Source organism: Bacillus sp. EA-CB0995, from assembly GCF_055814245.1.
This window is the reverse complement of sequence record NZ_CP169269.1, coordinates 175,001-187,707: the sequence shown is the minus strand read 5'-3', so window position 1 is coordinate 187,707 and position 12,707 is coordinate 175,001. Positions and strand designations below refer to the sequence as shown.

The window sequence follows — 12,707 nt, the reverse complement described above, 5'->3', positions numbered from 1 at the left end:
GAAAGTTTTTCTATGGTACTATTTACTATTATAGTTTGTATGCTGTGAGAGGAGGTTAGGGATGAATCGGATCTTCCGTAATACCATCTTTTATTTACTAATATTTTTAGTGGTAATTGGTATTGTAAGTTACTTTAATGGTTCAACACAAAAAACGAAACCAATTAGCTACGATAAATTCATTACCAAACTTGAAAAGGGTGAAGTTCGTAATGTGCAACTTCAACCGAAAAATGGTGTATTTGAAGTAAAAGGACAATTCAGTACAGATAGTCAAGAACAACAATTTATAACTTATGCACCTAACACTGAAGAATTACAAAAGAAAATTAATGACAAAGCACCAGGTACAGAAGTGAAATATCAACCAGCAGAAGAAACAAGTGCTTGGGTAACGTTCTTCACTTCCATCATTCCTTTTGTAATTATCTTCATCCTATTCTTCTTCCTACTTAACCAAGCGCAAGGCGGCGGTAGCCGTGTTATGAACTTTGGTAAAAGTAAGGCGAAGTTATACAATGATGATAAGAAAAAAGTCCGTTTTAGAGATGTAGCTGGAGCGGATGAAGAGAAGCAAGAGCTTGTTGAGGTTGTAGAGTTCTTAAAAGACCCTCGTAAGTTTGCGGAGGTTGGTGCTCGTATTCCGAAGGGTGTTTTATTAGTTGGACCTCCAGGGACAGGTAAAACATTGCTTGCACGTGCTGTTGCAGGTGAAGCTGGCGTTCCATTCTTCTCTATTAGTGGTTCTGATTTCGTAGAGATGTTCGTCGGTGTCGGTGCTTCTCGTGTACGTGACTTGTTTGAAAATGCAAAGAAAAACGCACCTTGTATCATTTTCATTGATGAAATTGATGCGGTAGGTCGTCAACGTGGGGCAGGTCTTGGTGGTGGTCACGATGAGCGTGAGCAAACATTAAACCAATTGCTTGTAGAGATGGATGGTTTTGGAGCAAATGAAGGTATTATTATCATTGCTGCAACAAACCGACCTGATATTCTTGACCCAGCGTTATTACGTCCAGGACGCTTTGACCGTCAAATTACGGTAGATCGTCCAGATGTAAACGGTCGTGAAGCGGTGCTTAAAGTACATGCCCGCAACAAACCGCTTGATGAAAATATTAACCTACGTGCTATAGCAACGCGTACACCAGGCTTCTCTGGTGCTGATCTTGAAAACTTATTAAATGAAGCAGCTCTTGTAGCAGCACGACAAGATAAGAAGAAGATCGATATGAGTGACATTGATGAAGCAACTGACCGCGTTATTGCAGGCCCAGCTAAGAAAAGTCGTGTTATCTCTGAGAAAGAACGAAATATCGTTGCATTCCATGAAGCAGGGCATACTGTAATTGGTGTAGTACTTGACGAAGCAGATATCGTTCATAAAGTAACAATTGTGCCACGTGGTCAAGCTGGTGGATATGCAGTAATGCTTCCGAAAGAAGATCGTTACTTCATGACAAAACCAGAATTGCTGGATAAAATTACTGGTCTACTTGGTGGACGAGTGGCTGAGGAAATTGTATTTGGAGAAGTAAGTACAGGCGCTCATAATGACTTCCAACGTGCGACAGGAATAGCTAGACGCATGGTAACAGAGTTCGGTATGAGTGATAAGCTTGGACCAATGCAATTTGGTAGCTCACAGGGTGGTCAAGTATTCTTAGGAAGAGACTTCCATTCTGAACAAAACTACAGTGACGCAATTGCGCATGAAATTGATACGGAAATGCAAAGCATTATGAAAGAGTGTTATGCTCGTGCAAAACAACTTCTTACTGAAAACCGTGATAAGCTTGATATTATCGCAAAAACGTTACTTGAAGTGGAAACGTTAGATGCAGAGCAAATTAACCATTTATGTGAACATGGTACATTACCGGAGCGTAAAACATCTTCTGAAAGTGATGTGAAGGTAAACATCACAATGAAAAAAGAAGATGAAACGCCAGAAGATAAAGAGGAAACGAAGGAGTGACAATTGTCACTCCTTTTTTCTTTGCGATATAACTGGACTTAAACATTGAAAAAGGGAAATGGATTTTTGTAAAATGGTGAGGGTGGGAAAGCTGAACATGTGTATAAATATGGTATGATGAGGTTATAAAGTGAAACTTCTATCAGTGGAAGGTTCTTCATCTCTGGCTGATGGTTAGTGGTACTAATCGGGCTCTTACGGGCAGTTCCCCCATCTATCCTCTTAGCTTTCTCTAAATTTTGAGGTGTGGATCTTACTGCCTGAAAGTAGAAGGATAAGTTCTGTACATATTGCGCAAATATACATTAAATAAGATAAGTGGTGAGAATATGATTTTCGTATTGGATGTAGGGAATACAAATGCAGTACTTGGTGTGTTTGAAAATGGTAAGCTTCTTCAACATTGGCGTATGGAAACAGATCGTCATAAAACAGAAGATGAATATGGAATGCTCGTGAAACAATTACTTGAACACGAAGGAATTGCTTTTCGTGATATAAAAGGAATTATTATTTCTTCTGTTGTACCGCCTATTATGTTTGCTTTAGAGCGTATGTGTGAGAAGTATTTTAAAATTAAGCCTCTTGTGGTGGGGCCTGGGATTAAAACAGGTTTAAATATTAAGTATGAAAATCCGCGCGAAGTAGGGGCTGACCGCATTGTAAATGCGGTAGCTGGTATTCAAATGTATGGAAGCCCGCTTATTATAGTCGATTTTGGAACGGCGACAACATATTGTTATATTGACGAGCATAAACAGTATATGGGTGGTGTCATTACACCAGGTATTATGATTTCAGCTGAAGCTTTATATAATAGGGCAGCGAAACTTCCGCGTATTGAAATTACAAGACCAAGTAGCATCATTGGAAAGAATACAGTAAGTGCAATGCAAGCTGGTATCTTATATGGTTATGTGGGACAAGTAGAAGGTATTGTAAAGCGAATGAAAGAGGAAGCTAAACAAGAACCGACTGTTATCGCGACAGGTGGATTAGCAAAATTAATTGCAGAGGAATCAAATGTTATTGATATTGTCGATCCATTTTTAACGCTTAAAGGTCTATATATGTTATATGAGCGTAATGCCAATTTACAACACGAGAAAGGTGAATAAATGCGAATGAAAGATTATTTAGTAAAGGCGCTAGCGTTTAATGGAGAAGTTCGTGCTTATAGTGTGCACACAACAAATACGGTGAGTGAAGCGCAAAGACGTCACGATACATGGAGAACTGCTTCTGCGGCACTCGGTCGTTCTTTAACGGCAGGTACAATGATGGGTGCAATGCTTAAAGGTGATCAGAAACTTACAATTAAAGTAGAAGGCAATGGTCCTCTTGGTCCGATTTTAGTAGACGCACATGCAAATGGAGATGTACGTGGTTATGTAACGAATCCGCATGTTGATTTTGAAGCGACAGAGCAAGGGAAACTACGTGTATACCAAGCTGTAGGAACAGAAGGTTTTTTAACAGTTATTAAAGATATTGGTATGCGTGAACCATTTATTGGTCAAGTTCCGCTTGTTTCTGGTGAATTAGGAGAAGATTTCACATACTATTTCGCTGCTTCTGAACAAACGCCTTCTTCTGTTGGTGTTGGAGTTCTTGTTAATGGTGATGATAGTATTTTAGCTGCGGGTGGATTTATTTTACAAATCATGCCTGATGCGCAAGAAGAGACAATTTCAATTCTTGAAGAGCGCCTACAAAAAATCCCACCTGTTTCTAAGCTTGTTGAACAAGGTCTAACTCCAGAAGAGTTGCTATATGAGTTATTAGGGAAAGATAATGTGAAGATTTTAGAGACGATGGATGTACAATTTAACTGTACATGTTCTCGTGAGCGTATTGAAGGCGTATTAATGAGTTTAGGGAAAACAGAATTAATGCAAGTGCGTGATGAGGAAGAAGAGACAGAAGTACATTGTCATTTTTGTAACGAACGATACAAGTTCTCTAAAGAAGACATAACAAACTTAATAGAAAGTTTGTAAGGGAGAAAAAGGTTATTTGTCTATTTCGAATCATCTAAATAGGTTGACAAATAACCTTTTCTTTGACAATATGTATATAAATCCAATAAAAATACTTGGTGTTGGGAGTGACGGAGATGCGAGTGGCACAATCAGTTTCAGACTTAATCGGAAAAACGCCAATTGTTAAATTGAACCGCATCGTAGAAGAAGGTAGTGCAGAGATTTATTTAAAACTAGAGTTCATGAATCCTGGAAGCAGTGTAAAAGATCGAATTGCATTAGCGATGATTGAAGATGCTGAGAAAAAAGGGCTATTAAAAGAAGGCGATACAATTATTGAACCGACAAGTGGAAACACTGGGATTGGTTTAGCGATGGTAGCGGCGGCCAAAGGATATAAGGCAATTCTGGTTATGCCGGAAACGATGAGTGTTGAACGTCGTAATTTATTGCGTGCTTATGGAGCAGAATTAGTGTTAACGCCAGGATCGGAAGGAATGGGCGGTGCAATTCGCAAGGCAACAGAGTTATCAAAAGAACATGGCTACTTTATACCTCAACAGTTTCAAAACGATGCAAATCCAGAAATTCATCGTTTAACTACAGGTCCGGAAATTGTTGAACAAATGGGTGATCAATTAGATGCATTCATTTCAGGAGTTGGTACAGGCGGAACGATTACGGGTGCTGGTGAAGTGTTAAAAGAGAAGTATAAAGATATCAAAATTTATGCAGTAGAGCCTGCTGATTCTCCGGTACTATCAGGTGGAAAACCGGGTCCTCATAAAATTCAAGGTATCGGTGCTGGATTTGTTCCTGGAACGTTAGATACAGATGTGTATGATGAAGTGATTCAGGTAAAAACAGAACAAGCATTTGAATATGCAAGAAGAGTAGCTCGCGAAGAAGGTATTTTAGTAGGTATCTCTTCTGGAGCGGCTATTTATGCAGCGACAGAAGTTGCAAAAAAACTTGGAAAAGGAAAGAAAGTACTTGTTATCATTCCAAGTAATGGTGAGCGTTACTTAAGTACACCACTTTATCAATTTGAATCATAAGCTTAATGTATGAAAAGCATTCCTCGAAAAAGGGATGCTTTTCTTTTTTCGTTTGAAAATAGGAAAAGAGTGAATGACTAGAAAACTTCATGTAAAATAAGTATTAGTTAAATTAAATGGGCTTTTACGGACAGTTATCCCCCGCCTATCTTCTTCGCTTGTCTCTGAATCTTGAAGTGGGGGTCTTACTGCCTGTTAATGCGGGATAAAATAAAACGAGGTGTTTATATGCAGCGACGAAAATCTTTAGCTATTTCAGTTCCGTATCGGTTAGACTTTTTTAAACAATATAAATTTCTTTCACAAAATAAACCTCATCATATCATTTTAGAAAGTGGTCGTGGAGGGCGTTATAGTATTGCTGGATTTGATCCTGTAGCAATCGTTCGTGGGAAAGATGACACATTATATATATGGGAAAGTGGAGAGGAAACAATAGAAAAGGGAATCCATTGCACCTTATGCAAAGATATATGGAACAATGGAAAACGGAACATAATGATGCGTATCCGCCATTTCAAGGTGGTGCGATTGGTTATTTTAGTTATGATTGCATCCGCTATATTGAGAAAATTCCTTCTCTTGCAAAAGATGATGTGAATGTACCAGATATATTTTTCTTATTGTTTGATGATGTGTTTGTTTATGATCAGAAAGAACAAATGTTATGGATTATTACCCATTATACAAATGATAAGAAACAAGCTGAACAACATTTGAATGAATTAAAAGAGCTTTGGTTACAAGAAGTGCCAGAAGTGACGATGTCGTTTACTCGTCCTGAAACAAATAAAGAAGCAGTTTCATTTACAGAAAAAGAGTTTATGGAAGCTGTTCAAAGAATTCAAGAGTATATTGGAGCGGGAGATGTGTTTCAAGTGAACTTGTCTACAAGACAAGAAAAAACATTGCAAACGCATCCGCTGGAAGTTTATACGAAGCTTCGTGAAATTAATCCATCACCATACATGGGGTATTTAGAACTTGGAGATTTCCAAATTGTAAGTGCTTCACCAGAGTTGTTGATTAAAAAGCAAGGAAATGAAATGAGTACGCGTCCAATTGCGGGTACGCGCTCTCGTGGGAAAGATGAGCAAGAAGATCAAGAACTTGCAAAAGAGTTAATTGAAAATGAAAAAGAGCGTGCAGAACATGTTATGCTTGTTGATTTAGAACGAAATGATTTAGGGCGTGTTTGTGAGTATGGAACGGTAGAAGTAGATGAATTCATGGTGATTGAGAAATATTCCCATGTTATGCACATCGTTTCAAATGTACGCGGAGAATTACAGCAAGGAAAAGATGCTTTTGATGGTGTAAAGGCTGTATTTCCAGGTGGGACGATTACCGGGGCGCCGAAAATTCGTACGATGGAAATTATTGAAGAGTTAGAACCAGTTCGCCGTGGTATTTATACAGGTTCGATTGGGTGGATTGGTTATTCGGGGGATATGGAATTAAACATTGTTATTCGCACATTACTTGCAAAAGATGGACAAGCGTATGTACAAGCAGGTGCGGGAATTGTTATTGATTCTAATCCGAAAAATGAGTATAAAGAGTCGTTAAAGAAAGCAATAGCTTTATGGAGTGCGAAAGAAAGTAGCGAAGAAACGGTTAGGTGAGCGAAATGATATTAATGATTGATAATTATGATTCCTTTACGTTTAATTTAGTACAATTTCTTGGAGAGTTAGGGCAAGAACTTATCGTCAAGCGTAATGATGAAATTACAATTGAAGATATTGAACAAATGCAGCCCGATTTCTTAATGATTTCTCCGGGGCCATGCAGCCCGAATGAAGCCGGGGTGAGTATGGATGTGATTCGACATTTCGCAGGAGAAATCCCGATTTTTGGTGTTTGTTTAGGGCATCAATCGATTGCTCAAGTATTTGGGGGAGATGTTGTTCGTGCCGATCGTTTAATGCATGGGAAAACGTCCTTGATGCATCACGATGAGAAAACGATTTTTACTGATATTCCAAATCCGTTTACAGCGACGCGTTACCATTCTCTAATTGTCAAAAAAGAAACATTACCAGAGTGCTTGGAAGTAACGTCTTGGACAGAGGAAGGAGAAATTATGGCACTTCGTCATAAAACATTACCAATTGAAGGTGTACAGTTCCATCCGGAATCCATTATGACTTCCCATGGTAAGGAATTGCTGCAAAATTTCATTCGTCATTATAGCCGGAGTGCTTCTACATGCTAATTTATGTGAATGGTTCATTTGTAGAGGCGAGTGAAGCTAGAATATCTCCGTATGATCACGGATATTTATATGGTCTTGGTGTGTTTGAGACGTTTCGTATTTACAACGGACATCCGTTCTTATTAGATGATCATTATGAGCGGCTTATTACCGCTCTTTCGTCGCTGCATATTGCATGGAAAATGACAAAAGACGATGTGAAAAGCATTTTAAAAGAGTTAATGGTAAGGAATCATTTGCAAAATGCGTATGTTCGTTTGAATGTGTCTGCTGGTGTTGGTGAAATCGGTTTGCAGACGGAGATTTACGAAGAGCCTTCTATTATTATTTTTATAAAGCCTTTACAAGTTCCTGGAGATGTAATTGAAAAAGAAGGAGTGGTTTTAAGGCAAACTCGTAATACGCCAGAGGAGAGTTTCGTTTAAAGTCACATCATTATTTAAATAATATTTTAGGAAAACGTGAGATTGGGAATACAACTACGAAAGAAGGAATTTTTCTTACGAAAGAAGGGTATGTTGCGGAAGGGATTGTTTCGAACATTTTTTTCGTGAAAAATGGCATATTGTATACACCGTCATTACAGACTGGAATTTTAAATGGGATTACTCGTGCTTTTATATTGGTAGCCGCTGAAATGTTAGGGCTTGAGGTGAGAGAAGGGTTATTTTTAAAAGAAGAGCTGTTTGCGGCTGATGAGGTGTTTGTTACGAATTCCATTCAGGAAATTGTGCCGCTTTGTTGCATCGGAGAAGTGCATTTTCCAGGTAAAGAAGGATTTGTTACAAATCAGCTTATACGTGTATATGAAACATGCCGTGAAAAGCTATGGAGTCGAAATGAATTGTTAAGAGGAGAGGGCTAATATGCAATGGGGTTATGAGATACAATGTGGTGAATATGCCTTGAATTTAAATGAAAAGACATTCATTATGGGGATTTTGAATGTTACGCCTGACTCTTTCTCTGATGGTGGTAATTACAATGAGGTGGAAACAGCTGTCCGCCATGCAAAAGAGATGGTAATTGACGGAGCGCATATTATTGATATTGGCGGAGAGTCTACTCGTCCTGGTTTTGCTAAAGTGTCAGAGGAAGAAGAATTGCGACGTGTTTTACCGATGATTCGAGCTGTATCGGAAGCGGTAGATATACCTATATCTATTGATACGTACAAAGCGGAGGTTGCAAAACAAGCTATTGAAGCCGGAGCGCATATTATTAATGATATTTGGGGTGCGAAAGCAGAACCGGAAATTGCAAAAGTAGCAGCACATTACGACGTGCCAATTATTCTGATGCATAATCGTGATAATACAAACTACCGAAATCTCATGGCGGATATGATTGCTGATCTGTATGAAAGTATTACAATTGCGAAACATGCAGGTGTGCGCGATGAGAATATTATTTTAGATCCGGGTATTGGGTTTGCGAAAACGTTTGAGCAAAATTTAGAAGTAATGCGAAATCTAGAACAGTTGAAAGTTTTGGGGTATCCGCTCCTTCTCGCAACTTCTCGGAAATCGTTTATTGGCCATGCGTTAGATTTGCCGGTAGAAGAACGCTTAGAAGGGACTGGTGCGACGGTTTGTCTTGGTATTCAAAAAGGTTGTGAAATCGTACGCGTGCATGATGTGAAAGAGATGTCCCGCATGGCGAAGATGATGGATGCTATGTTAAGGGGGTAAAAGATTTGGATAAAATTTTTGTTCATGATATGGAGTTCTACGGTTATCATGGTGTATTTCCTGAAGAAAATAAGTTAGGGCAGCGATTTAAGGTGGATTTAACTGTAGAGTTAGATTTAAAGCGAGCGGGAACAACTGATAACTTAGAGCACTCTGTAAATTATGGAGAATTATACGAGTTATGTAGAAGTGTTGTAGAAGAGAAAACATATAAGCTTTTGGAAAGTATTGCAGAAAATATTGCAAGGGATATATTAGGGCGGTACGATTGCATTATGAATTGTATTGTAAAAGTTATTAAACCAGATCCGCCAATTCCGGGACATTACCGTGCGGTGGCGGTTGAGATTGAGAGAGGGCGCTCATGAATAATGTAGTTTATATTGCTTTGGGTTCGAATATGGATGATCGCTATACGTATTTATCACAAGCGATAGAGTTGTTGCGTAAGCATTCGGCTATTAAGGTTGAGGATGTATCATCTGTTTATGAAACGGATCCAGTTGGATATACAGATCAAGAGCAATTTTTAAACTTAGTTATAAAAATTTCTACCAATTTATTTCCTCAAGAATTATTAATGGTGACACAAAAAGTGGAGAATGAGCTAGGAAGAAAAAGGAAAATCAAATGGGGGCCTCGTACCATTGACCTTGACATTTTGCTCTATAATCACGAAAATATTGAAGCGGAGAATCTTATTGTTCCGCATCCGCGGATGTTTGAAAGAGCTTTTGTTATCGTTCCGTTGATGGAAATTAATCAAGAAATTAACCGAAACATTTCACGTTCACAAGTAGAAGAAATGAAAAGGCGAGAGGGAGTAACGGTATGGAAGCAGAGAAATGGGGAAGACGCATTCGCGCTTTTCGCAAATTAAAAGGCTATACACAAGAAGGGTTTGCGAAAGAATTAGGGGTATCTGTATCTGTTTTAGGTGAAGTGGAGAGAGGGAATCGAGTTCCGTCTCACGATTTTGTTATAGAAGTTGCGAAGACATTAAAAGTTTCAATAGAAGAATTAATGCCGAAGTAGGAATAACGAAGGAAGGTAATCGAGTGTTAAAGATTGCAAACATTGAAATGAAAAATCCGGTTGTGCTAGCGCCAATGGCAGGAGTATGTAACTCTGCATTCCGTTTAACGGTAAAAGAATTTGGTGCAGGATTAGTGTGTGCGGAAATGGTAAGTGATAAGGCGATTTTATTTAACAATCAAAAAACGCTAGACATGTTATATATTGATGAGAGAGAGAAGCCATTAAGTCTGCAAATTTTTGGTGGGGAAAAAGAAACGCTTGTAGAAGCGGCAAAATATGTAGATAAAAATACAACAGCAGACATTATTGATATTAATATGGGATGTCCAGTACCGAAAATCACAAAATGTGATGCAGGTGCAAAGTGGTTGCTTGATCCGAACAAGGTGTACGAAATGGTAGCCGCGGTGGTAGATGCGGTCGAGAAGCCAGTTACAGTAAAAATGCGTATCGGTTGGGACGAAGACCACATTTTTGCAATTGAAAATGCTCAGGCAGTTGAACGTGCGGGAGGTCAGGCGGTTGCAGTTCACGGACGTACTCGTGTTCAAATGTATGAAGGGAAAGCAGACTGGAATATCATTAAGCAAGTAAAACAAGCTGTCAATATTCCGGTTATCGGAAATGGTGATGTAGAAACGCCGCAAGATGCAAAGCGCATGTTAGATGAAGTTGGCGTAGATGGTGTAATGATTGGCCGTGCAGCGCTTGGTAATCCGTGGATGATTTACCGTACAGTAAAATATTTAGAAACTGGTGAATTAATGCCGGAGCCATCTGTGCGTGAAAAGATTGATGTATGTATGTTGCATTTAGATCGTCTTATTGATCTAAAGAATGAAGACATTGCAGTTCGAGAAATGCGCAAACATGCTGCATGGTATTTAAAGAGTGTTCGCGGTAATGCAAGAGTGCGTAATGAAATTAATAGTTGTAATACACGTGCGGATCTTGCTTCTTTATTGACAACATTTGTAGAAGAGGTAGAAGCGAAACAAAAATCTATTCAAGTTGGATAATAGAAGGAATAGAAGGGGTGTTTGACATTCCTGTTCTTACTACCTATAATTACGTCTAAGAAATAAGAACTGCCAGCGCGTTGCTGGCAGTTTTTCTAGTTGGATAGAAAATGCTATACTATATATATTGTAAAATTTAATAGAGCTGGAGTGATATCAATACCATGGATAACATGAACCACGAAGAATTAAATGATCAATTGCTCGTTCGTCGCGAGAAGCTACATAACTTACGAGAACAAGGAATGGACCCATTTGGTAAACGTTTTGAACGTACACATTCAACAAAAGAATTATTCAGCTTGTACGGAGAACTTTCTAAAGAAGAATTAGAAGAGAAAGAAATTCCTGTTTCTATAGCTGGTCGTATTATGACAAAACGCGGTAAAGGAAAAGCTGGTTTTGCACATATTCAAGATTTACATGGACAAGTTCAAATTTACGTTCGTAAAGATGCGGTTGGTGATGAGCAGTACGAACTATTTAATGCGGCAGATTTAGGTGACTTAGTAGGGATTGAAGGTAAAGTATTTAAGACAAAAGTTGGAGAACTTTCAATTAAAGTGAATAGCTTTACATTATTAACAAAATCTCTTCGTCCGCTTCCTGACAAATATCATGGCCTAAAAGATGTTGAACAGCGCTATCGTCAACGTTATTTAGATTTAATTACGAGTATGGAAAGTCGCGAAACGTTTGTAACTCGCAGTAAAATTATTCGTGAGATGAGAAGATATTTAGATAACAATGGTTATCTTGAAGTAGAAACACCGATGTTGCATGCTATTGCAGGCGGAGCATCTGCGCGTCCGTTTATTACACATCACAATGCGTTAGATATGGAATTCTATATGCGTATTGCAATTGAGCTGCATTTAAAACGTCTAATTGTGGGTGGATTAGAGAAAGTGTACGAAATTGGGCGTGTATTCCGTAACGAAGGTGTATCAACTCGTCATAATCCAGAATTTACAATGATTGAATTATATGAAGCATATGCGGATTATAAGGATATCATGAAACTAACAGAAAACATGGTTGCTCATATTGCGAAAGAAGTTTTAGGTACAACGACAGTTCAATATGGTGAATATGAAATTAATTTAGAGCCAGAGTGGACAAGACTACACATGGTAGATGCAATCAAACAATATTCTGGAGCAGATTTCTGGAGCCCAATGAGCGTAGAAGAAGCTCGTGCATTAGCGAAAGAGCATGGTGTAGAAATTAAGGATACAATGGAAGTTGGCCATATTATTAATGAGTTCTTCGAGCAAAAAGTAGAAGAACATTTAATTCAACCTACATTTATTTATGGTCATCCAGTGGAGATTTCTCCTCTTGCGAAAAAGAATGAAGAAGATCCGCGCTTTACAGATCGTTTCGAGTTATTTATTGTCGCTCGTGAACATGCGAATGCATTTACAGAATTAAATGATCCAATTGATCAAAAAGAACGCTTCGAAGCGCAGTTAAAAGAGCGTGAACAAGGTAATGATGAAGCGCACATGATGGATGATGATTATATTGAAGCGCTTGAGTATGGTATGCCTCCTACAGGTGGGTTAGGGATCGGTATCGATCGTCTTGTTATGTTATTAACAAATTCACCTTCTATTCGTGATGTATTACTATTCCCGGCAATGAGACATAAACAAGACTAAGCTTTGGAGTTTTCTCCAAAGCTTTTCTTTTTATTGTATTTTTATATTATTTTATA

General features: G+C 38.5%; 11 protein-coding genes and 2 pseudogenes. All 13 read left to right on the top strand.

Annotation, left to right across the window (positions count from 1 at the left end; translation table 11 throughout):
• Positions 1–61 precede the first annotated feature (61 nt).
• The gene (ftsH, locus tag ACEWFJ_RS01095) at positions 62–1,981 is read left to right on the top strand and encodes an ATP-dependent zinc metalloprotease FtsH (RefSeq protein ID WP_473690083.1); all 1,920 of its coding nucleotides are present in this window, start codon (positions 62–64) and stop codon (positions 1,979–1,981) included.
• A 329-nt stretch (positions 1,982–2,310) separates the two neighbouring features.
• Positions 2,311–3,099 carry a type III pantothenate kinase gene (locus tag ACEWFJ_RS01090; RefSeq protein ID WP_473690082.1) on the top strand — a complete coding sequence of 263 codons (789 nt, stop codon included), beginning with the start codon at positions 2,311–2,313 and terminating at the stop codon, positions 3,097–3,099.
• Between the two features lie 6 nt (positions 3,100–3,105).
• Positions 3,106–3,981 carry an Hsp33 family molecular chaperone HslO gene (gene hslO, locus ACEWFJ_RS01085; protein ID WP_098305032.1) on the top strand — a complete coding sequence of 292 codons (876 nt, stop codon included), beginning with the start codon at positions 3,106–3,108 and terminating at the stop codon, positions 3,979–3,981.
• A gap of 116 nt (positions 3,982–4,097) precedes the next feature.
• Positions 4,098–5,021: a cysteine synthase A gene (cysK, locus tag ACEWFJ_RS01080; protein ID WP_098304954.1), complete on the top strand. Its 924-nt coding sequence runs from the start codon at positions 4,098–4,100 to the stop codon at positions 5,019–5,021.
• A 228-nt stretch (positions 5,022–5,249) separates the two neighbouring features.
• Positions 5,250–6,646 (top strand): annotated as a pseudogene (trpE, locus tag ACEWFJ_RS01075) (anthranilate synthase component I).
• A 5-nt stretch (positions 6,647–6,651) separates the two neighbouring features.
• Positions 6,652–7,239, top strand: coding sequence for an aminodeoxychorismate/anthranilate synthase component II (gene pabA, locus ACEWFJ_RS01070; protein WP_230576383.1), 588 nt, complete (start codon positions 6,652–6,654; stop codon positions 7,237–7,239).
• Positions 7,233–8,104: pseudogene (gene pabC / locus ACEWFJ_RS01065) on the top strand (aminodeoxychorismate lyase). The gene pabA and the pseudogene pabC overlap by 7 nt, the downstream one beginning before the upstream one ends.
• Position 8,105: 1 nt before the next feature.
• Entirely contained in the window at positions 8,106–8,930 is an 825-nt protein-coding gene (gene folP / locus ACEWFJ_RS01060) for a dihydropteroate synthase (RefSeq protein ID WP_473690081.1), read from the top strand.
• A gap of 5 nt (positions 8,931–8,935) precedes the next feature.
• Positions 8,936–9,298: a dihydroneopterin aldolase gene (gene folB / locus ACEWFJ_RS01055; protein ID WP_098304946.1), complete on the top strand. Its 363-nt coding sequence runs from the start codon at positions 8,936–8,938 to the stop codon at positions 9,296–9,298.
• A complete protein-coding gene (gene folK, locus ACEWFJ_RS01050) occupies positions 9,295–9,810 on the top strand; it encodes a 2-amino-4-hydroxy-6-hydroxymethyldihydropteridine diphosphokinase (RefSeq protein ID WP_473690080.1) in 516 nt (171 codons plus the stop codon). Before folB ends, folK begins: the two co-directional genes overlap by 4 nt.
• Entirely contained in the window at positions 9,762–9,965 is a 204-nt protein-coding gene (locus ACEWFJ_RS01045; protein ID WP_098304942.1) for a helix-turn-helix domain-containing protein, read from the top strand. Before folK ends, ACEWFJ_RS01045 begins: the two co-directional genes overlap by 49 nt.
• A 23-nt stretch (positions 9,966–9,988) precedes the next feature.
• A complete protein-coding gene (dusB, locus tag ACEWFJ_RS01040; protein WP_473690079.1) occupies positions 9,989–10,987 on the top strand; it encodes a tRNA dihydrouridine synthase DusB in 999 nt (332 codons plus the stop codon).
• A 164-nt stretch (positions 10,988–11,151) separates the two neighbouring features.
• A complete protein-coding gene (gene lysS, locus ACEWFJ_RS01035) occupies positions 11,152–12,651 on the top strand; it encodes a lysine--tRNA ligase (protein WP_473690078.1) in 1,500 nt (499 codons plus the stop codon).
• Positions 12,652–12,707: the final 56 nt, after the last annotated feature.